Source organism: Mesorhizobium sp. RIZ17 (assembly GCF_051127865.1).
Taxonomy (GTDB): domain Bacteria; phylum Pseudomonadota; class Alphaproteobacteria; order Rhizobiales; family Rhizobiaceae; genus Mesorhizobium; species Mesorhizobium humile.
Window position 1 is genome coordinate 381382 of sequence record NZ_CP147861.1, and the last position, 21789, is coordinate 403170.

A 21789-nucleotide genomic window follows, 5' to 3' on the forward strand; every position below is an offset into this window, starting at 1 on the left:
GTTTGGCGCATGATGTTGTCCAAAAAGTCTGCAACTTTTTGGCATCATGCTAAGGGGGTGCCACAGCCATGCTCGACCCGATCGTGAACTTCTTCACCCGGATATTCCAGTGGATTGGCCGCGGCATCGGCTTCGTCATCGGCGTCATCCTGTGGCCGTTCATGTGGGTCGGCCGCTGGTACGGACAGCGCGGCTGGATTCTCAAGGCGGTGGTCGGCCTTGCCATTCTGGTATTGATCGGCCTCTACGCCAATTTCTTCTACGCCACGCAGTGGTGGAACAATTTCAACCCGAACTATCCCGACACCTACACGTTCGAGACGCGCAACGTGTCGGCCGGCGAGCAGGTCGCGGCTGGCAGCGGCACCGATACGGCCAAGACCTGCGGCAATTCGGCGATCGCGCAGGTCGCCGCCGATTTGACGGACTTCAACGTCAACCAGAATGCCTGGATCTCCTCGATGATCCTCTACAAGCTCGGCCTGTTCGGCATCGATTGGGACGACACGCCGTGGATGGACAACAAGGCCTCCTTCCAGCGCGGCATCAACCAGGCGGTGCGGCGCACCGCGACCGAGCTTGCCGACAACCTCGGCCGCGTGCGCACCACCTCGCAGATCGACGCCGACCTGCAGGATGCGCGCGGCAATCTGCAGTTCGACGAGTACACTTGGTATTTCGGTCTTAATCCGTTCGGACCCAAGACGCCGACGCCGAGCTATTATCGCGACGCGGTGCGCAAGCTGCGCTCCTTCAACGCCCGTCTTGCCACTTGCCAGGCGACCTTCGACGCCCGCGCCGACAATCTGAAGCAATATATCGACCGCATCGCTTCGGACATCGGCTCGACCTCGGCGATCCTCAAGGAGCGCGCCGAGAACCACAACAATGGCTGGTTCGACACCCGCGCCGACGACCGCTTCTGGTTCGCCTATGGCCAGCTCTACGCCTATTACGGCCTGATGAAGGGCGCCCAGGCCGACTTCGAGGACGTGATCAAGGAGAAGCACCTGCAGAGCCTGTGGGACACGATGGACCAGCAATTCGTCTCGGCGCTGCGCATCCAGCCTTTCATCATCGCCAATGGCCGCGAGGATGGCTGGCTGTTGCCGACGCATCTGACGACGATGGGCTTCTACATCCTGCGTGTGCGCTCCAACATGGTCGAGATCAGCAACGTGCTGACGCAGTAGCGGCCTCTTCGCCAAAGACGGCGATGGCGGATTTGCGCCGTCGCCTCTGTCGCTTTTCGCGTATTAGGCGGCTGTTTTGAGACGGCGAAGCGGCCCCCGCTCTGGCTTCTATACGCCGCAAGCGACCGGGCGCCGATGACCCGAAGCGGGCCGAGCCGGGAACAGCAATATTCTTTCTTTACAGGAAACATAGTTGCATGAAAGTTGACGCCCAGGCCGCGACAGGGTTAGAAAATATCCCTGCGCCCGTGCGGCGTTCGAACATGCACAGTTGATCAAAACCGTCCCTTCCACCGCCCAATCCAGAGGAAAGCCGTCATGGCCGAAGTGAAGTCCGACATCGAGATCGCCCGCGCCGCGAAGAAGAAACAAATCCAGGAGATCGGCGCCAAGATCGGCATCCCGACCGAACATCTGCTGCCCTATGGCCATGACAAGGCGAAGGTCTCGGCCGAGTTCATCAAGTCGGTGAAGGGCAACAAGGACGGCAAGCTGATCCTGGTCACCGCCATCAACCCGACGCCTGCCGGCGAAGGCAAGACGACCACCACGGTCGGCCTTGGCGACGGCCTGAACCGCATCGGCAAGAAGGCGATCGTCTGCATCCGCGAAGCCTCCCTCGGCCCGAATTTCGGCGTCAAGGGCGGCGCCGCCGGCGGCGGCTACGCGCAGGTTGTGCCGATGGAGGACATGAACCTCCACTTCACCGGCGACTTCCATGCCATCACGACGGCGCATAATTTGCTTTCGGCGTTGATCGACAACCACATCTACTGGGGCAACGAACTCGGCATCGACACCCGCCGCGTCGCCTGGCGTCGCGTCATGGACATGAACGACCGGGCGCTGCGCGAGATCATCTGCTCGCTCGGCGGCGTCGCCAATGGTTATCCGCGCGAAGCGGGCTTCGACATCACCGTCGCCTCGGAAGTGATGGCGATCCTGTGCCTCGCCACCGACCTCAAGGACCTCGAAAAGCGCCTTGGCGATATCATCGTCGCCTATCGTCGCGACAAGTCGCCGGTCTTTGCCCGCGACCTCAAGGCCGACGGCGCCATGGCGGTTCTGCTCAAGGACGCCATGCAGCCCAACCTCGTGCAGACGCTGGAGAACAATCCGGCCTTCGTGCATGGCGGCCCGTTCGCCAACATCGCGCATGGCTGCAACTCGGTCGTCGCCACCACGACGGCGCTGAAGCTCGCCGACTATGTGGTGACCGAAGCCGGCTTCGGCGCCGATCTGGGCGCCGAAAAATTCTTCGACATCAAGTGCCGCAAGGCAGGCTTGAAGCCGTCGGCGGCGGTTATCGTCGCCACCGTACGCGCCATGAAGATGAACGGCGGCGTCAAGAAGGAAGACCTCGGCAAGGAAAACATCGAGGCGGTCAAGAAGGGCTGTCTCAACCTCGGCCGCCACATCGAGAATGTGAAGCAGTTCGGCGTGCCGGCGGTGGTGGCGATCAACCACTTCACCACCGACACCGACACCGAGATCCAGGCGATGAAGGATTTCGTCAAGGCGCAGGGCGCCGAGGCGATCCTGTGCAAGCACTGGGCGCAGGGTTCGGCCGGCATCGAGGACCTCGCCAGGAAGGTCGTCGAGATCGCCGAATCCGGCGCCTCGCAGTTCTCGCCGCTCTATCCCGATGAGATGCCACTGTTCGACAAGGTCAACACCATCGTCAAGCGCATCTATCGCGGCGACGAGGCGATCGCCGACAAGTCGGTGCGCGACCAGTTGCACGCCTGGGAGCAGGCCGGCTACGGCAACCTGCCGGTCTGCATGGCCAAGACCCAGTACTCCTTCTCGACGGACCCGAACCTGCGCGGCGCGCCGACCGGCCACACCGTGCCGGTGCGCGAGGTCAGGCTTTCAGCCGGCGCCGGCTTCGTCGTCATCATCTGCGGCGAGGTCATGACCATGCCGGGCCTGCCAAGCAAGCCGTCGTCGGAGAAGATCTTCCTGAACGAAGCCGGCCAGATCGAAGGCCTGTTCTAAGCCAGACTGACCTGAACGGAAAAAGGGCGCCGCATCATCGCGGCGCCCTTTTGTTTCGCCAGCTTTTCACGCCACCGTAGGCGAGCCGAACTTCTTGATGCCGGCGACCGACATCGAGACGAACTGGTCGAGGATGGCGAAGAAGATATCGAGGCTGAAGCCGAACAGAAAAGCGAAGGTGAACAGGCTGAAGCCTATGCCGGTGACCTCGCCGCCGAGCTTGGTGCCGGGCGCCATGAACCAGGCGAGGATCATGCCGGCAAGCCCGCCGAGCGCGATGCGGTGAATGAGCCGCGACAGCGGCGGATTGGGCAGGAGCGGGTTCAGGATCATGCGCATGTGGAACATGATGCCGCCAAGCGCGCCGTAAAGCGCGGGCAGAATCCACAGCGCATAGGGGCTGAGGACTTCGCTCAGCGTCTTGGCCTGCAGTGTCAGCGTTGAAATCGAATTCGGCGTGATGGTGATGACGCCTTCGCACTGCAGATCGCGTGTCGCCGCGTCGAAATCCGCGTTCACATCTTCGGCCTGGCCGGCGGTGCCGGTGGCGCTGACGACTTGCATGCCGCCTTGAATGTTGCCGTTGTTCTTGCAGTCGAAATCCGACTGCTTGAGCGGCTGGCTGTTTTCGGCACCGCTCTGCTGTTGCGCCAGCGCGATTTGCTGGCCGCAGAACTGGTCTATGGCCACCTGCCTGGGGTTCGAGAAATCAAGCGGCGCCCCTGCCTTGGCCGCCGAAGCCGAAAGCTTGCAATAGGCCCATTGCATGCCCCAGAGCGGAAAGGGCGCCTCCTGCGTCATGAATCCCTGCGCCCGCACCAGCAGCGAGGAGAACCGCTGGTCGAGCGAATGCAGGCTGTCGACGGAATTGTAATAGGCATCCTTCAGAAGCGTCAGGTCGGTCGTCGACGCCTGCTTGGCGGTGGCCGAGCTCAATTGCTTCTTCGTCGCCCAGACCTGCCGGATCGACTGCCCGAACCGAGCACTGAACTCGTTGTTGTCGATCTCCTGCAGCTCCGTGTTGATCGAAACGCCCCTGTTGTAGACATAGGTCAGCTTGCCGATGACGATCATCATCGTCACCGACAGGGCGATGAGAAAGTAGGTCGCGAGCGCGGAGCGCCGCGACATGTCGCCGGGCGACCAGCCAGTGCGGAGCGCAGCCAGGGTGGAAAACGGCACGGTGTTGGAGCAGTCGTTGAGTACCGTCTGAAGTTTGACGACCTCGGGCTGGCTTGCCGTCGCATCATTGAGCTTTTCCGCATCGCCGATGGCGGCGAAGAGCGCGCTGTCCTTGAACACCCCGTAGCGGCCGTAGCCGGCAACCAGCTTGGCATCGGCAAGCAAGCCGGAGACGAGAGGATCGTGGGATGTCGTCGTCATCGCGTCCCCTCCGACGACTAGCCCAGATAACCCGGCACGAAGCCATATTGCGACGGGCACCCGCAGGGATAGCCGGGCGGCCCGGGCGGCTGCGCCCAGCACCAGAAGAATTGGGTGATGCAGATCGTCCCCGGCGCGTGCGGCGGAACTTGCGCGAGAGCGGGCCACGGCAGCACCGCCGCGCCGACGGCGAGAGCCAGAACGACCAGGGTTCGTGCAACGCGCGCCTTCAATCCAGCCCCCAAAAGCCAACCGCGCTTACTCACATGCGTGGCGACTTTCGGAAAATACCGGAGCGACGTCCGTGAAATGGCTCACGCTCTGCCTGGATAGTTGGCGCGCCAACAAAAAGGCGCCGCATCCTGGCGGCGCCTACCCGTTCGAAGCGGTTCGAGCTAGGCGGCGTTCCGCTGCAAGGCACGCTGGTTCGAAGCGTAGATCGTGTCGCGTTCAGGCAGGGCCCCGGTCTTCAGGCAATCGATCCAGCCGGCGGTCTTCAGCACCGCGGCGAAGCGCGACTGCAAGACGACGCTCACCACGCGGTGGATGTCCTCGGCCGACGCGTAGCCGGCGCTGTTGGCATAGGGCACCGAGCCGCTGGCATCCGAAAGGAACTCGACGGCAAAGCCCATATGCACCGCGTGGATGATGGTCGACAGATCGCAATTGTGGGTCATGTAGCCGACGACCGCGATCGTATCGATGGCGTTGGCGCGCAGCCAGGCTTCGAGATCCGTGCCGGTGAAGGCCGAAGGCAGCGTCTTTTCGACATAGTGGTCGCGGCCGCGCCTGGCGATCTCGGGATGCAGCTCGCCACCATGGCTGCCCTTGGCAAAGATCGGCGAGGTCTCGGGCGCCATCTGCTTGACGACGACGATCTTGATGCCCGCCGCCGCGGCGGCATCCATGGCGCGCGCGACATTGGCGACGGTCTCGGCGAACGGCGGATGCTGGATGGCGAGATTGCCGCCATTGTAGTCGTTCTGGACATCGACGACGACAAGCGCGCGGCGTGGCTGGGTGGCTGGTGCTGACATGGCGGTTTTCCTTTCGACCGGGTTGATGGCGCAAAGCTAGGCGGATGTTTTAGGTCGAGAAAGTGGCCCGATTGACATCATTCGAAAGAATTGGGACAATCAGCTCTCAACGGATCAATGCTTGCCATGAGGAACCCGATCATCGCCGCTGTCGCTTTCGACGGCATCAGCCCGTTCCACCTCTCCGTGCCGTGCCTGGTGTTCGGCGCCGATCGAACCAAGCTTGGGCTGCCGCGGTTCGACTTCCGCGTCTGCGCGATGGAGGAGGGACCCATTCATACCGATGCGGGACTGAGCATCATCGTGCCGTATGGGCTTTCGGCGCTCGACGAGGCCGACATCGTCATCGTCCCGAGCTGGAAGGATCTCGAGGCCCCTCTGGCCGCGCCGTTCAAGGAGGCGCTGCAACGCGCGCATCGGCGCGGCGCGCTGATCGTCGGCTTGTGCCTCGGCACCTTCGCCATTGCCGGCGCCGGATTGCTGGCCGGACGCAAGGCGACCACCCACTGGGCCTATACCGACCGGTTGCAAGCGCTGCATCCCGACCTCGCGATCGATGCCGACGTGCTCTATGTCGACGATGGCGACATCATCACCTCCGCCGGCGTCGCCGCCGGGCTCGATTGCTGCCTGCACATCGTGCGCGCCCGCTACGGCGCGGAAGCCGCCCTTCGCCTTGCCCGCCATGTCGTGCTCTCGCCGCACCGGCAAGGCGGCCAGGCGCAGTTCATTGAGCGCCCGGTCGCGCCGACGCCGAACGCCGACCGGTTCACGCGCGCTCTCGACCAGGTGCGGGCAACGCTCGGCGAAACGCACAGTCTCGACAGCGTCGCCGACATGGCAGGCCTCACGCGCCGCACCTTCACGCGCCGCTTCCAGAACTCGATCGGCACCAGTTTCGGCGACTGGCTCGCCGACCAGCGCGTGGCACTGGCGCAGAGGCTGCTGGAGCAGACGGACAAATCGATGGACATGGTGGCCTTCGAAGCCGGCTTCGGCAGCGCCACGTCGCTGCGCCAGCATTTCGCCGCAAGGCTCAGGACCTCGCCCTTGCAATATCGGCGCGAATTCTCAAGGCGAGGTGGTCCAGGCGAGCGCCGCGCCCGCGCTTCCTCGCGCTGATCCGACAGGACGATTTGCTCAGCCTCCCATTGTCGGCCGCGCCGGATCGCCGACGACCGTGCGGTTGTCGGCAACGTCGCGCGTCACCACCGCGCCGACGATGGCGCCCTCGCCGATCCTGACGCCGCGAAGGATGAGCGCGCTGCCGCCGATCCAAGATTGTCGCCGATCTCGAAGGCCTGGCGATCTCCTGTCCCGCCAGCCCGCCTGCGGCCTCCTTGTGATGCTCGGCGCAATAGATCTGCAAGCGACGTGCCCCTGCCGATGCGGGCTGGGTTCGATGACCGTTATGTGCTCATCGGCCGCCGACATCACCCGCTGCGCCACAAGCGGATTGCCCTCGGGGCGCATTCGCGAGTGGAGCGGTGACGCCGCCCCGGTTCAATGCAGAAGGCCTCTGTTTCTGCCTTTCAAGATGCGCAAACCACCTCTGGCCAAGTGGTATTATATTTTGGACAAGTGGTATCTATCCGCGCCTCCAAACAGCTAAAATTTCGCAGAATCTTCGAACAATCACGAGAAAACGCTTGAAATGTGCACGTGATTGATGTCTTCTTTACCTTAAGTTGCAAAATTGACGCTACCAATTCAATACCACTTTTTTGAGGTTGCGTAAAGAAATAACGCCCAATGCGCGTCAATGGCGCATCTCGCCCAATGGGCGCTCGACGGTCAAAAACAACAGGGGGAATGCTATGAATCAGATAAAGTTACGTGGTTTATCGCGTGCTCTGCGGATCGGTCTCTGTCCCGCGCTACTGGCTACGACTGCCCTGTCACCGGCGCAGGCCCAGGTTTCCGACAAGCAATTGACCAGTGCGTTCCAGCAAATTGCCAGGGGCGATACCGATTTCAAACTGGACAGCACGAGCCGCATCGTCCTGGATGTCAACGACGCTGCCTTGATGGAAACGCTGACGGCTCCACGCGGCTTGGTTCAAAACCTGCGCTATGCCACGGGCCTGCAACTGGATGTCGTTGTTGGCACGCCGGGCAAGAATGATATTTTTGTTACCCGGCAAAGCCTGGCGGATCAGGCCGATACGCTGACGCTGACAGCGATGGGGAGCAAGGGCACTGTCAGCAAGGACATCGGCAACAACCTACTGAACGAAGGCTATCAGTTCCAGTCCGGGGAAAACGGCCTGACCATCAAATACAATGCCGGCCTTGGCGCGCTGCGGGGCATGCAAACGATCACGCAGCTTCTGTTGGCGGACGGCAAGTCCGTTGGCCGGCATGATACGATCGCCGGCGGGACCGGGCTGGACTTTCCGGCGTTCGAGAGCCGGGAGGTCATGCTGGATGTCGGCCGCCTGTTCATGCCCGTCGATCAGATTATCGGCTATATGGAAAAGATGAGCCTGAACAAGCTCAATGAGCTTCATCTTCATTTGAATGACAATGCACGGACGCCGGATGGGAATGCATTCGGATATTTCCGTCTCCAGAGTGACAACTATCCGGGACTGACGCCGCCGGATGGCAAGTTTTACACGAAGGAGGACTGGGCCAGGCTTGAAGAGGCCGCCGCGCGATATGGGGTGACAATCATTCCGGAAATCGACACGCCCGGCCATTCGAGGGCGTTCAACCAGGACAATCCCGACCTGCCATGGCTTGGTGGTACGTACGGCGCCTTCGATATTAGCAGTGACGAGAAACTCCAGGTCGTCGCCGATTATGTGGTTGGCGTCATCAATGAGTTCCGACCTTGGTTCAAATCAGGTGTTTTTCATCTCGGCGGTGATGAATCGGATAACTCAGCTGGCCAAACAACGAAGTATCTGAACCTACTTTATGACAGGATCGCGAAATCCGATGCAAATCCGGATGGCTTCAATTCTATTCGCGCATGGAGTTTTGAAAGTTCAGGCAAATATGCCGGGATAAATCCAAATATCGTTCTGGAAAACTGGCACGATAACGCGATGACAGACAAAGATGTCAAATGGGTCGACCTCGTCACGCCCTATTACTATTTCGTGCCGACGCTGGGCCAGTATGGTTACACGCGGGAGGGATTGGACCCAGCCGAGGCAGGGCGGCAGTTTCAGAAGGCGATCGATCAGTATGTCGCCACCGGCATTCTGCCGGACGGGCTTTTCGTTGCCAACTGGAACGACATTTCGGCAGCGAAGGGATTGTCGTCCGATTTCATCAATGCCGGCATGTCGAAGACTTTCCCCGTCATGGGGTTGATTTCATGGCGTGGCCAGATTCTGGGTCCGGACGGAAAGGTCATTCCGGTTGAGACAGCGGGACTGGAAAATCTCATTCCAATCTCGCAGGAACTTTCCTCCTATTGGGTGCGGGACCGGTTCCCCTACTTCGACGGACAACAGGCGATGGATGTCCTGATGGACACATCCCGCCATAGATTTATCGATATCAGCGGCGAACCCGGCGCGGATCATCTTGTCGATGGTTCCGGCGCTAAGGACTGGATGGGCTGGGATGTCGAAGACATGCGCAAGGCCATGAATGGGCCGACCGTGCTCAGAGGCGTTTTTATTGCCGAGCTGGCCGGCGAAAAGGCGGCGATGACGACGCAACCCGGATCGGTTTGCCGGGATGTCGGTTTTGCCCTGGGTGAAAAAAAGCATTCATCTTGCAACGCGGATACATGGAACAACGACATCACCGATGAATCGGACGCTGCCAAGGCCCGGATTGAAGCCTGGAATCTTCGTAAAGTCGCCCTCGGCATCGAAAACGCAACTTCGGCAGACGAAATTCTCTCGGGCGTCAGAGACCCAATTCTTGGTGCGATGCCTGCAGCACGCCAATTAATCGACGCGGTTTTCGCTGCGGCTACCAATACGAGCGATGATTTGTTTAACCCGAGTGAGCTGCTTAAAGCGGCCTTGGCTGCTGTTGATGCTGATCCTGTTGCCAAAGAGATTTATGGAAGGTTCTTGAACGTAGGCATCGAGAATAGATTCTGGCAATACTTCGGGAGTGGAGCCGCAAAATACGCCGAATTTCTGGCCACCACGTCTGATGCCGAGCTGGCTGAAAATATCGCAGTAGAACGCGTCGGCCCGGCCATTGCTGAATACAACGCAACACAACCTGTTATCGATGCCCTTTTAACGAAGACATACACACCTGGCGGGTTGTTGAAGCTCGGACCTGGCTCGCTGCGGCTGACGGGTGACAGCACCTATAGCGGCGACACGTTGGTCAATGGTGGCCTGCTGGCGCTCGACGGCTCGATTGTGTCGACGGTGACCGTCAACAGTGCCGGCACACTGGGCGGTGTCGGCCGTGTCGGGGCGCTGGTGGCCAAGGACGGCGGCTGGGTATCGCCGGGCAATTCTATCGGTACGCTCTCGGTCAGCGGTGACGCCAAACTGGAGAAGGGCAGCAGCCTGCTGGTCGAGGTGGATGGGGACGGCAATTCAGACAAGCTTGCCGTCGACGGCAAAGCGACGCTGCTCGGCGGTGTTGTCATGGTCATCCCGGAAGCGCCTGTGCTCACCCAGGCGGTCATGGATACGCTGGTGGGCCAGACTTACACTATCCTGACCGCTGCAGGCGGTGTCGAGGGCACCTTCGCGGGCGCGCAGTCCTACTACACCTTCATCGGCACCGATCTCGCCTATCATCCCGGTGATGTCACGCTGACGCTCAACCGTGTTGCCTTTGCCGATGTCGGACGCACCTTCAACCAGCAGGAGACTGCAAGCGGCATCGAATCGCTTGGTGCCGGCAATCCGATTTATGATGCGATCCTGGCTTCGACGATCGATGACGACCCGGCTTCGACCTTCGCAGCGCTGTCGGGCGATATCCACGCCTCGCTCAAAGGCGTGTTGATCGAGGATGGCCGCATTGTGCGTGATGCCGCCAGCGCCCGGGTGCGCGCCACGCTGGGCGGCATCGTCACCACGACGGCAGCAACGGATGCCAGCAATGATACCGGGATTGCCCCCACCAACTGGGCTCAGGCTTACGGATCGTGGGCAAGTATCGGCAGCGACGGCAACGCTGCCGAACTTGACCGGAAGATCGGCGGCTTCCTCACCGGTACCGACGGCTTCATCGCCAACGACTGGCGGCTGGGCTTCCTGGTCGGCTATGCTAACACCGCCCTCTTTGGTGCGGCGTCTTCTGCCAACATCGACAGCTACCAGATCGGCGTCTATGGCGGCACGCGATGGGATGCGATTGGGCTCAGCTTCGGTGCCGCCTACGCCCGCCATGACATCGACACAACGCGCAGTGTCGCGGGATATAGCGCTCAAGCCAATTACAGTGGCGATAGCGTGCAGATCTTTGGAGAAGCCGGCTACACGATCGATACTGCCTTTGCGGTCCTCGAACCGTTCGTTGGTGCCGCCTATACGCATCTGAGCACTGACGGCTTCGCGGAGACAAACTCCGGTCCCTACGGTCTGTCCGGTTCCGGCAGTTCCACCGATGTCACAACGACGACACTCGGCCTGCGCGCCTCGCATCACTTCTCGCTTGGCGGCACGAGAGCCACGGCATCAGGCATGATCGGCTGGCGCCATGCCGTCGGCCACGTGACGCCGGAAGCCGCCCTTGCCTTCAAAGGTGGTGACATCTTCGTCAACAGGGGCTTGCCGATTGCCAGAGATGCGCTGGTGTTTGAAGCTGGTTTCGATGTCGATCTGGCAACGAACGCCAAACTGGGCCTTTCCCACAACGGGCAGATCGGCAATGGCTTCAACGCCCACACGGTCAAAACAAATCTCACCATCAAGTTCTAAGAACGATCTTGATGGACCGATCAATTTTAACGGTTTCTGCCTAATTCTACCGCGTCACAAGATATGGTGGCGCGTGCCGATCAGCGCGGAAGGGCGCCACTTCGCGGGAGGCGCCCCTCGTACCCGGAATGCGGATCAGGCGCGCCCGCTACGGCGCGGAAGCCGCCCTTCGACTTGCCCGCCATGTCGTGCTCTCGCCGCACCGGCAAGGCGGACAGGCGCAGTTCATCGAGCGCCCGGTCGCGCCGACGCCGAACGCCGACCGGTTCACGCGCGCTCTCGACAAGGTGCGGGCAACGCTCGGCGAAACGCACAGTCTCGACAGCGTCGCCGACATGGCAGGCCTCACGCGTCGCACCTTCACGCGCCGCTTCCAGAACTCGATCGGCACCAGTTTCGGCGACTGGCTCGCCGACCAGCGCGTGGCACTGGCGCAGAGGCTGCTGGAGCAGACGGACAAATCGGTGGACATGGTGGCCTTCGAAGCCGGCTTCGGCAGCGCCACGTCGCTGCGCCAGCATTTCGCCGCGCGGCTCAGAACCTCGCCGATGCGCTACCGGCGCGAGTTTTCCCGAAGCACCCAGGCGCCAGGCGGGCTCAGCCTCTCGTAACGACCCGTGCCGGGTTGCCGACGACGGTGGTGTTCGCCGCCACGTCGCGCGTCACCACCGCGCCGGCGCCGACGATGGCGCCCTCGCCTATGCTGACGCCGGCAAGGATCACCGCGCTGCCGCCGATCCAGGCACTGTCGCCGATCGTCACGGCCCTGGCGATCTCCAGCCCTGCCAGCCGGCCGGAGGCCTCGCGATGATGCTCGGCGCAGTAGATCTGCACATTGGGCCCCAGCAGCGTCCCCTTGCCGATGTGCACCGGCGCGGTGTCGAGGATGGTGCAGCCAGCATTGAGGAAGACGCCGTCGCCGAGGAAGAGGTTGAAGCCATAGGCGCAATGGAACGGTGCCTCGATGCGCGCCCCCTCGCCCGCGCCGCCGAGCAGCGCCCGCAAGGCCGGGGCGATATTGCCGCGCTGCCGGGGCGTCAGGCTGTTGTGCTCGAACACCGCATCGCGCGCGGCAACGCGCAAGTCCTCGAGCTCATCGTCGATGCAGATGTACCATTCGCCCGCCGCCATCTTCATGCGTTCGCTCGTCGTCATGGCGGTACCTCCGGAGTCTGCTGCCAAAGCATAATCGCCAAAGCATAATCGATTGTCAGACAAAAGCCCCGTGGCCAAACGCCTGGCCTATGCTAGCCTGCGGTTGCGAGACCATGCGACGGTCTCATTTGAGGGGGTCGATCATGCTTTACATTCTTGCACTGCTGATAGGCGTCGTTGCCGGCCTGCGCGCCATGACCGCGCCGGCTGCCGTGGCCTGGGGTTCGTATCTCGGCTGGCTGCCGGTCACAGGCACCTGGGCGAGCTTCATGGGCCACTGGATCGCCGTCGGCATCTTCACCATCCTGGCTATCGTCGAATTGGTCACCGACCAGTTGCCGTCGACGCCGAGCCGCAAGGTGCCGCAGCAATTCGGCGCCCGCATCGTGACCGGCGCCTTCTCCGGCGCGGTGATCGGCGCCACGGCCGGCGCCACCATCGGCGGGCTGGTGGCAGGCGCAATCGGCGCGGTGATCGGCACGCTGGGCGGCGCCGAGGTCCGCGGCAGGCTGGCCGCCGCCTTCGGCAAGGATCCGCCCGCCGCCTTCATCGAGGACGCGGTGGCGATCATCGGCGGGCTGCTGATCGTGGCGGCGGTGGCATGAGCGCGAAAGCTTTCGACGCCATCGTCGTCGGCGCCGGACAGGCCGGCACCCCGCTCGCCGGCCGGCTGAACGCGGCCGGCATGAAGGTGGCGCTGATCGAACGCAAGCTGGTCGGCGGCACTTGCGTCAACACCGGCTGCATCCCGACCAAGACGATGGTGGCGAGCGCCTATGCCGCCCATCTTGCCCGTCGCGCCGCCGATTATGGCGTGACCGTTTCCGGTGAGGTCGGCGTCGACTACAAGGCGATCAAGGCGCGCAAGGACAAGGTGTCGGGTGCTTCCCGCACCGGGCTGGAGACCTGGATCGCCGGCATGGAGGGCTGCACGCTTTTTCGCGGCCATGCGCGTTTCGAATCCGCCAATACGGTGCGCGTCGGCGACGAGCTGCTCACCGCGCCGAAGATCTTCCTCAACACCGGCGGCCGCGCCTCTGTGCCCGACCTGCCCGGTGTCCACGATATCCCTTATCTCACCAACTCCTCGATGATGGATCTCGATGTGCTGCCCAGCCATCTGATCGTCGTCGGCGGCAGCTACATCTCGCTCGAATTCGCGCAGATGTTCCGCCGCTTCGGCTCCGAGGTCACGGTGATCGAGAAGGCGCCGCGGCTGACCGGTCGCGAGGACGAGGACACCTCCGCAGCCATCCTGTCGATCCTCGAAAACGAGGGCATCGCCGTTCATGTCGGCGCCGGCGACATCAGCTTCGCCAAACAAGGCAGCGGCATCGCCGTCACCTTCGCCGCCGACAAGCCGGCGGCGGTCGGCTCGCACGTGCTGCTGGCGCTCGGCCGCGTTCCGAACACCGACGATCTCGGCCTCGACAAGGCCGGTATCGCAGTCGATCAGCGCGGCTTCGTCGTCGTCGACGACCAGTTGCGCACCAATGTGCCCGGCATCTGGGCGATGGGCGACTGCAACGGCAAGGGCGCCTTCACCCACACCTCCTACAACGACTTCGAGATCGTCGCCGCCAACCTGCTCGACAACGATCCGCGCAAGGTCAGCGACCGCATCGAAGCCTATGCGCTCTATATCGATCCGCCGCTTGGGCGCTGCGGCATGACGGAGGCCGCGGTGAAGAAATCCGGCCGCCGCGCGCTGGTCGGCCAGCGGCCGATGACGCGTGTCGGCCGCGCCGTCGAAAAGGGCGAGACGCAAGGCTTCATGAAGATCCTGGCCGATGCCGACACAGGCGAGATCCTCGGCTGCTCCGTGCTTGGCCCAGGCGGCGACGAGGCGATCCACTGCGTGCTCGACCTCATGTATGCCAAGGCGCCGATCTCGACGCTCGCGCGGGCGATGCACATTCACCCCAATGTCTCGGAGTTGCTCCCCACAATCGCCCAGGAGCTTAAGCCGCTGACCTGAGGCTGGCCCGTCGGCTGGTGGCGAAGGGTCGCCCTCGCCTTTCTGCATTGCTGCGTTGCGACAATGTCGCTTGTGTGGGGGCATGCCCAAAGCCAGTTTCGATTTTTGAACCGATTCAGTCCGGACATCCCATGCCGCTGCCGATCCTAGCGCTAGCCATTGCATCCTTCTGCATCGGCACCACCGAATTCGTCATCATGGGTCTTCTGCCGGAAGTCGCTGGAGACCTCGGCGTCTCGATCCCTTCGGCCGGCCTGCTGGTCACCGGCTATGCTCTGGGCGTGGTCTTCGGCGCGCCGATCGTCGCCATGGCAACCGCCCGCCTGCCGCGCAAGCCGGTGCTTGTCGGCCTTGCCACGCTCTTCGTCATCGGCAACCTCTTCTGCGCCATTGCGCCGAACTATTGGCTCTTGATGGCGGCGCGCGTGTTCACCGCTTTCGGCCACGGCGCCTTCTTCGGCATCGGCTCGGTCGTTGCGGCGGGCCTCGTGCCGCGCAACAAGCGGGCGAGCGCCATCGCGCTGATGTTTGCCGGCCTGACGCTCTCCAACATCCTCGGCGTCCCGGCCGGCACGGCGCTCGGCGAGGCTTTCGGCTGGCGCGCCACCTTCCTCGCCGTCGTCGGCATCGGCCTGATCTCGGTCGCAGCCATCGCCTGGCTGGTACCGTCGGATGTCGCCGAACCCAGCGGCGGCGGCCTGGTCGGCGAACTGCGCGTGCTCGGCAAGCTGCAGGTATGGCTGGCGATGCTGATCGCCTCGCTTGCTTCCGCCAGCCTGTTCGCCGTCTTCACCTACATCAAGCCTTACCTCACCGACGTCTCCGGCCTGTCGACGGCGACCGTCACCTGGGTGCTGCTCTTGTTCGGCGCCGGCATGACCATCGGCAACGTCATCGGCGGCAGGCTGGCAGACTGGAAGCTGATGCCGACGGTGATCGCCACGCTGCTCGCCATGGCCCTGCTGTTCCTCGTCTTCACCGAGCTCGGCGCCATCGCCAGCGTGGCTGTCGCCATCGTTTTCCTGTGGGGCATGCTGATCTTCATCGTCGTGCCGCCGCTGCAGATCCGTGTCGTCGAGGCGGCCGCCGAAGGACCGAACCTTGCCGCCACGCTCAACCAGGGCGCCTTCAATGTCGGCAATGCCGGCGGCGCCTGGATCGGCGGCCTCGCCATTTCCTGGGGCGTATCCTACGCCAATCTGCCGCTGGTGGGGGCGGCGCTCGCGCTTCTGGCCGTCGCGGTGGCCATGCTGTCGCAGGCGCTCGACCGCCGAACTCTCCTGCAGCCGCAACCGGCTGAATAACGCTCGGCGTCTTCGCCGTAGCGGGCTCGGCATCTTCGCCGTAGCGGGCTCGGCGTCTTCGCCGTAGCGGGCTCGGCATCTTCGCCGTAGCCAGCTTCTGCCCCGACGGGCCGGCCCGTCTGGACCACTCGACAGTCCTGCCGCAAACATGCATGTCTGGCCCTCCATTGGAGGTACCCCATGCAGAAGACGATCGAACGCATCGCCGGCGACAGCGAGGGCGTCGCTTACGAATTTCCGGTCTTCCGCTTCGAGGGCAAGGACAAGGCGGCTCCTTCCGCCTATCTGCAGGCGGCGCTGCATGCGGGCGAACTGCCGGGCGTTGTCGCCATCGACGCGCTGATGCCGATGCTGGCCAAGGCCGAGGCCGAGGGCCGCATCAAGGGTCCGATCACCATCGTGCCCTGGGCCAACCCGATCGGCCGCGCGCAATATCATTTCGGCGAGCATCAGGGCCGCTTCAATCTCGGCACCCGCACCAACTTCAACCGCTCATTTCCGCTGCTTGCCGCGCCCGACGCGCGGCTCTTGCCCGATGTCAGCCTCGGCGGCGCCGATCGCCGGCTGAAGAACCGGCTTGTCCAGCTCTCGCTCGGCAACGACATCGTCCTTGACCTCCACTGCGACGACGAAGGCCTTGCTTATCTCTACATCCACACCAGCCTGTGGCCGCATATGGCCGACTGCGCCGCCGCCATGGGCGCCGAAGCCGTCCTGCTGTGGAGCGAGGACAGCACCGGCACCTTCGAAGGCGCCTCGATCATGCCCTATCAGAACGTGCCTGCGAGCGTCGCGCGCTTCGACCGCCGCGCCGTCACCACGGTCGAATATCGCGGCATGCTCGATGTCGACGGCGCCCTGGCCGCGTCCGATGCCGCGGGACTCTATCGCCTGCTGGCGGCGCGCGGCGTCGTCCAGGACTCGTCCATGCCCAAATTCGAGACATTTTCCGGGCCGGTCGTGCCGCTGGAAAACATCGACATGATGCCCTCGCCCAAGTCCGGCGCTATCCTCTACGACGTCAAACCCGGCGACCGCGTCAAGAAAGGCGACAGGCTGGCGACGATCGTGCATGCGCCCGGCGAGACCGGCGGCCGCACGGAAGTATTTGCCCCTCAGTCGGGCTTCATCCTGACCCGGCGCTCGCGCCGCATCATCCGTACCGGCGAGGATCTTTTGAAGCTGGCCGGCGACGGCAGGAGCGGCGACGCGCGTTCCGGTACGCTGGAAGACTGAAGCCTCTGTCTTCCGTGCACGTGAAATCCAGTTGCACCGACCTCCATTCGCCGCTATGGGAGTCGCCATGAACATGCGTTCGAACAAGACCGTTTGGTGGTGGGCTCGCTGACAGCGGCCTGTTCGTGCGTGTGCGCGTGAAAGTAGAGGGTGGCCGCAACGGAATGTCCGGGCGGCCATTTGTTTTTTAAAGCCATTCCCGGGTCCGTTGCCCAAAACGCTGATGGAGACGGCAATGACGACTAGAGTTCTCGACAACGGGGCGGAGCGCTTCGTTACCGCGGGCGGCGTGACGATCACCCGCGAGCGGCACGACAGGCCCTATGAAGGCGCGATCGATGCCTATGTCGACGGCCTGAATTCGCGCCGCGGCGCGGTGTTCTCCTCCAACTACGAATATCCGGGCCGCTACACGCGCTGGGATACGGCCATCATCGATCCGCCGCTGGTGATCTCCGCGCGGGGCCGCACGATGCGCATCGAAGCGCTCAACAAGCGTGGCGAAGTGTTGCTGCCGGTGATCGGCAGGGCGCTTGGCGAGCTCGACGACGTGACGATCGCCGAGACCTCGAAGACGCTCATCCGCCTCGATGTGGCAAAACCCGGCCGTGTCTTCACCGAGGAGGAGCGCAGCCGCGTTCCCTCCGTCTTCACCGTGCTGCGCGCCATCACCGCGCTGTTCAAGACCGCCGAGGACGCCAATCTCGGCCTTTACGGCGCCTTCGGCTACGACCTCGCCTTCCAGTTCGACCCGGTCGACTACAAGCTCGAGCGCAGAGAGAGCCAGCGCGACCTGGTGCTGTTCCTGCCCGACGAGATCCTCGTCGTCGACCACTATTCGACCAAGGCCTGGACCGACCGCTACGACTATTCCGGCGACGGCTTTTCGACCGAAGGCCTGCCGCGCGACGCCCATGTCGAGCCCTTCAAGACCGCCGACCGCATCCCGCCGCGCGGCGACCATGAGCCCGGCGAATACGCCAACCTGGTGCGGCGCGCCATGGAGAGCTTCAAGCGCGGCGACCTGTTCGAGGTCGTGCCCGGACAGATGTTCTACGAGCGCTGCGAGACCCAGCCCTCCGACATCTCGCGCAAGCTGAAAGCGATCAATCCGTCGCCCTATTCCTTTTTCATCAATCTCGGCGAAAACGAATATCTGATCGGCGCCTCGCCGGAGATGTTCGTGCGCGTCAACGGCCGCCGCGTCGAGACCTGCCCGATCTCGGGCACGATCAAGCGCGGCGACGACGCCATTTCCGACTCAGAGCAGATCCTGAAGCTGCTCAACTCGAAGAAGGACGAGTCCGAGCTCACCATGTGCTCGGATGTCGACCGCAACGACAAGTCGCGCGTCTGCGAGCCGGGCTCCGTGCGCGTCATCGGCCGCCGCCAGATCGAAATGTATTCGCGCCTGATCCACACCGTCGACCACATCGAGGGGCGCCTGCGCGAAGGCATGGACGCCTTCGACGCTTTCCTGTCGCATGCCTGGGCGGTCACCGTTACCGGCGCGCCGAAACTGTGGGCCATGCGCTTCATCGAGCAGAACGAGAAGAGCCCGCGCGCCTGGTATGGCGGCGCCATCGGCATGGTCAATTTCAACGGCGACATGAACACCGGACTGACGCTCCGCACCATCCGCATCAAGGACGGCATCGCCGAGGTGCGTGCCGGCGCCACGCTGCTTTTCGACAGCGTGCCCGAGGAAGAAGAAGCCGAAACCGAACTGAAGGCATCCGCCATGCTCTCCGCCATCCGCGACGCCAAGACCGGCAACGCCACCGGAACCGAGCGCACCACCGCGCGCGTCGGCGACGGCGTCAACATCCTGCTCGTCGATCATGAGGACAGTTTCGTCCATACCCTGGCCAACTACTTCCGCCAGACCGGCGCCAATGTCTCCACCGTGCGCTCGCCGGTGCCCGAAGAGGTCTTCGAGCGGCTGAAGCCCGACCTCGTCGTGCTATCGCCCGGCCCCGGCACGCCGAAGGATTTCGACTGCGCCGCCACCATCAAGAAGGCGCGCAGCCGCGACCTGCCGATCTTCGGCGTCTGCCTCGGCCTGCAGGCGCTGGCCGAGGCCTATGGCGGCGAGCTCAGGCAGTTGCACATCCCCATGCATGGCAAGCCGTCGCGCATCCGCGTCTCCAAGCCCGGCATCATCTTCTCCGGCCTGCCGAAGGAAGTGACCGTCGGCCGCTACCACTCGATCTTCGCCGACCCGGTGCGCCTGCCCGACGGCTTCGTGGTCACCGCCGAGACCGAGGACGGGATCATCATGGCTTTCGAGCACCGCAAGGAGCCTATCGCGGCGGTGCAGTTCCATCCGGAATCGATCATGACACTCGGGCACAATGCCGGCATGCGCATCATCGAGAACGTCGTCGCGCATCTGCCGCGCAAGGCCAAGAAAAAGGCCGCGTAGGAGAACATGGCCGCAACGCAGGACATGACGGCGGCCGCGGCGAAAGCCGCGACCCGGGAGAAGGTTGCCAGGCTCGCCTTCTGGTCGATCGTCGTCGCCTGCGTCGTGCTCGCGCTCAAGGTCGCCGCCTGGTACATCACCGGTTCCGTCGCCCTCTATTCCGACGCGGCGGAATCGATCGTCAACGTCATCGCCTCGATCGCCGCCTACTGGGCGATCCAGGTCAGCTACAAGCCCGCCGACCAGGACCATCCCTTCGGCCACCACAAGGCCGAGTATTTCTCCGCCGTTCTCGAAGGCGTTCTGATTATCGTCGCGGCCCTCTTGATCCTCAACGAGGTCTGGCAGTCCTGGCAACATTCCGCGCCTTTGGAACAGCCCTGGCAAGGCCTGGGCGTCAACGGCGTCGCGACGGTGGTCAATGCCATCTGGGCCTGGGTGCTGATACGCACCGGTCGGAACGCGAAGTCGCCGGCCCTCGTCGCCGACGGCCAGCACATCATGACCGATGTGGTGACATCGGTCGGTGTGTTCGGCGGCCTCGTCGGCGCGGTGCTTACCGGCTGGCAGATCCTCGACCCGGCGCTTGCCGTCATCGTCGCGCTCAACATCCTGTGGCAAGGCTGGCATGTCATCGGCTCGTCGATGAACGGGCTGATGGACCGCGCAGTCGACAACCACGAGCACATGCAGATCCGCGACATCATCTCGGCCAATTCGAAGGGCGCGCTCGAGGTGCATGACCTGAAGACGCGCATAGCCGGGCGCGCCACCTTCATCGAGTTCCATCTCGTCGTCGACGCCGACATGACGGTCGGCGCCAGCCACGTCATCTGCGACCGCATCGAGGATGCGCTGAAGGCCGAGATCCCATCGGTGCGCGTCACCATCCATGTCGAGCCGGACGACGAGGCCAAGCTGCCGAAAGGCACCACGGCGGTGCCTTTCGCCTGAGCCGAGTAACCACCTTGGAAATTAGCCGAAGCCTTCAGACTTCGTCATGTATGGACGGCCCCTCTCGGACAAGAGGGGCCGTCCATACATGACGAAGCGCTGGTTACGGCGCGCACGCCGATTGCGGCATCGGCTGCAGCCGATAGACCTTGTCGTCCGACTTCGTCTTGCCTTTCGCCGCCTTCGAGCAGAGATCGAGGACCGCCACCGCATTGTTGGGGTTCGCGACCATCATCGTGCCGTTGGCGCCGCGCTTGAGGAAGATTTCCTTCTGCGAGATGTCGCAGGAAAAATCGCTCATCTTCGAGCTGGCCGAACAGCGCCACTGGTCGGCCTCGCCCTGGCAGGAATAGGTCTGCGTGACCTTTTTCCCTTTCTGCCTCGTCGTCACCGAAACGGCGATATCCGCCCCGTCGGGCCAGTTCGCGGCATCGCCGCCGGCGGCGAAGGAGGCGAGCTCGACCGGGCCGCGGAAGACGCGGATCGATTGCGTGAGCTGGTTGGGATGCGACTTCAGATGCGCATCGTCGTAGTCGCGCCCGAAGCAGAAGGGCTGATCGGACTTCAGCCGCACGCGCAGCGGATCGCCCAGCGCCGGATCGATCGGGTCGATGCGCGCGAACTCCGCCCTGCAGCTGTCGGCCGGCATCGGGTCCAGCTTGAAATTGTCGTCCTCGCTGCCCAGTTGCTGCCTGGCATACTCCGCCTTGCTCATCGACTCCGACGCATCAGGGTCGAGATAGACATCCGGCGACAGGCCGGAGAGCAGAAGCTTGCCCTTGTCATCGACCTTCAGCGAGGCCAGCGTCCGGTCGCAATCCATGCCGCAGCGGATGCCGCTCGCCTTGTCGCTCGGGTCTTCCTTGTTGCACCAGCTGCTCGCCCATTCCGGTTTTTTGGCGCCACGCACCGTGGTGGTGAGGAAGCCGTTATAGGAAGTATCCTGGTTGGCCGGAGGTTCTTCATTCGGCCGGCTGACCGGGTCATGGCCGTAGAGGAAGAAGATGCGCGCCACCTTCTGGTGCGGATGCGCCTTGAGATGGGCGGCATCGTACACACGGCCGAAGCAGGCGTCGGCGCCGGTCGGGCTGAGCTCGGGAAGTTTGGGCGGCTGTTCGGCGCGCGCCGCGCCGGCAAAAGCGGCAAGGGCGGCGCAAAGCGCCGCGCCCGCCATAGTCCTTGCCCTCGATGTCATGTGATCCTCCTCCCACCGACAGGACTGGCGTATGCTAGTCTAGGAGTGCCGCCCGGACCATGCAAAATCA

At 63.3% G+C, this 21789-nt stretch carries 15 protein-coding genes and 2 pseudogenes; 11 read left to right on the forward strand and 6 right to left on the reverse strand.

Going from position 1 to position 21789, the window contains the following annotated elements; translation table 11 throughout:
* The first annotated feature begins 68 nt into the window (after positions 1-68).
* Together WDX12_RS01950 and WDX12_RS01955 are read left to right on the forward strand one after the other, a co-directional pair.
* Positions 69-1193, forward strand: a complete 1125-nt coding sequence (locus WDX12_RS01950) for a DUF2333 family protein (protein ID WP_434723745.1) — start codon at positions 69-71, stop codon at positions 1191-1193.
* Between the two features lie 318 nt (positions 1194-1511).
* A complete protein-coding gene (locus WDX12_RS01955) occupies positions 1512-3191 on the forward strand; it encodes a formate--tetrahydrofolate ligase (protein WP_434723746.1) in 1680 nt (559 codons plus the stop codon).
* Between the two features lie 66 nt (positions 3192-3257).
* On the opposite strand, the gene WDX12_RS01960 is transcribed toward WDX12_RS01955, so the two are convergent.
* The 3 genes from WDX12_RS01960 to WDX12_RS01970 all read right to left on the reverse strand — a co-directional run bounded on the left by WDX12_RS01960 (position 3258) and on the right by WDX12_RS01970 (position 5611).
* Positions 3258-4574, reverse strand: coding sequence for a hypothetical protein (locus tag WDX12_RS01960; RefSeq protein WP_434723747.1), 1317 nt, complete (start codon positions 4572-4574; stop codon positions 3258-3260).
* Positions 4575-4591: 17 nt separating this feature from the next.
* A complete protein-coding gene (locus WDX12_RS01965; protein WP_320293328.1) occupies positions 4592-4807 on the reverse strand; it encodes a hypothetical protein in 216 nt (71 codons plus the stop codon).
* A 162-nt stretch (positions 4808-4969) separates the two neighbouring features.
* Positions 4970-5611 carry a cysteine hydrolase family protein gene (locus WDX12_RS01970; RefSeq protein ID WP_434723748.1) on the reverse strand — a complete coding sequence of 214 codons (642 nt, stop codon included), beginning with the start codon at positions 5609-5611 and terminating at the stop codon, positions 4970-4972.
* A 126-nt stretch (positions 5612-5737) separates the two neighbouring features.
* Between WDX12_RS01970 and WDX12_RS01975 the strand changes: the two genes are divergently transcribed.
* A complete protein-coding gene (locus WDX12_RS01975) occupies positions 5738-6733 on the forward strand; it encodes a helix-turn-helix domain-containing protein (RefSeq protein WP_434723749.1) in 996 nt (331 codons plus the stop codon).
* 18 nt (positions 6734-6751) lie between these two features.
* Here WDX12_RS01975 and WDX12_RS01980 read toward each other — a convergent pair.
* A pseudogene (locus WDX12_RS01980) lies at positions 6752-6980 on the reverse strand (sugar O-acetyltransferase); the annotation flags it as partial.
* A gap of 448 nt (positions 6981-7428) precedes the next feature.
* Here WDX12_RS01980 and WDX12_RS01985 point away from each other — a divergent pair.
* Together WDX12_RS01985 and WDX12_RS01990 are read left to right on the forward strand one after the other, a co-directional pair.
* Positions 7429-11472, forward strand: a complete 4044-nt coding sequence (locus WDX12_RS01985) for an autotransporter domain-containing protein (protein WP_434723750.1) — start codon at positions 7429-7431, stop codon at positions 11470-11472.
* 128 nt (positions 11473-11600) lie between these two features.
* Positions 11601-12083: pseudogene (locus WDX12_RS01990) on the forward strand (GlxA family transcriptional regulator); the annotation flags it as partial.
* On the opposite strand, the gene WDX12_RS01995 reads toward WDX12_RS01990, so the two are convergent.
* Positions 12070-12627 (reverse strand): sugar O-acetyltransferase, encoded by a 558-nt coding sequence (locus WDX12_RS01995; protein WP_434723751.1) that lies wholly within the window; start codon positions 12625-12627, stop codon positions 12070-12072. The pseudogene WDX12_RS01990 and the gene WDX12_RS01995 sit on opposite strands and share 14 nt — an antisense overlap.
* 143 nt (positions 12628-12770) lie before the next feature.
* Between WDX12_RS01995 and WDX12_RS02000 the strand changes: the two genes are divergently transcribed.
* The 6 genes from WDX12_RS02000 to WDX12_RS02025 all read left to right on the forward strand — a co-directional run bounded on the left by WDX12_RS02000 (position 12771) and on the right by WDX12_RS02025 (position 20524).
* The gene (locus tag WDX12_RS02000) at positions 12771-13232 is read left to right on the forward strand and encodes a DUF4126 domain-containing protein (RefSeq protein ID WP_434723752.1); all 462 of its coding nucleotides are present in this window, start codon (positions 12771-12773) and stop codon (positions 13230-13232) included.
* Positions 13229-14605: an FAD-containing oxidoreductase gene (locus WDX12_RS02005; protein ID WP_434723753.1), complete on the forward strand. Its 1377-nt coding sequence runs from the start codon at positions 13229-13231 to the stop codon at positions 14603-14605. The genes WDX12_RS02000 and WDX12_RS02005 overlap by 4 nt, the downstream gene beginning before the upstream one ends.
* Positions 14606-14736: 131 nt before the next feature.
* Entirely contained in the window at positions 14737-15909 is a 1173-nt protein-coding gene (locus tag WDX12_RS02010) for an MFS transporter (protein WP_320293320.1), read from the forward strand.
* Positions 15910-16089: 180 nt separating this feature from the next.
* Positions 16090-17145 (forward strand): peptidase M14, encoded by a 1056-nt coding sequence (locus WDX12_RS02015; protein WP_434723754.1) that lies wholly within the window; start codon positions 16090-16092, stop codon positions 17143-17145.
* Between the two features lie 235 nt (positions 17146-17380).
* On the forward strand, positions 17381-19570 hold the full coding sequence (locus tag WDX12_RS02020; RefSeq protein ID WP_434723755.1) for an anthranilate synthase: 2190 nt from the start codon (positions 17381-17383) through the stop codon (positions 19568-19570).
* Positions 19571-19594: 24 nt separating this feature from the next.
* Positions 19595-20524: a cation diffusion facilitator family transporter gene (locus WDX12_RS02025; protein WP_430699214.1), complete on the forward strand. Its 930-nt coding sequence runs from the start codon at positions 19595-19597 to the stop codon at positions 20522-20524.
* A 103-nt stretch (positions 20525-20627) separates the two neighbouring features.
* Here the strand turns inward: WDX12_RS02025 and WDX12_RS02030 are convergent, their stop codons facing one another.
* On the reverse strand, positions 20628-21719 hold the full coding sequence (locus tag WDX12_RS02030; RefSeq protein ID WP_434723756.1) for a hypothetical protein: 1092 nt from the start codon (positions 21717-21719) through the stop codon (positions 20628-20630).
* Between the last annotated feature and the right edge of the window lie 70 nt (positions 21720-21789).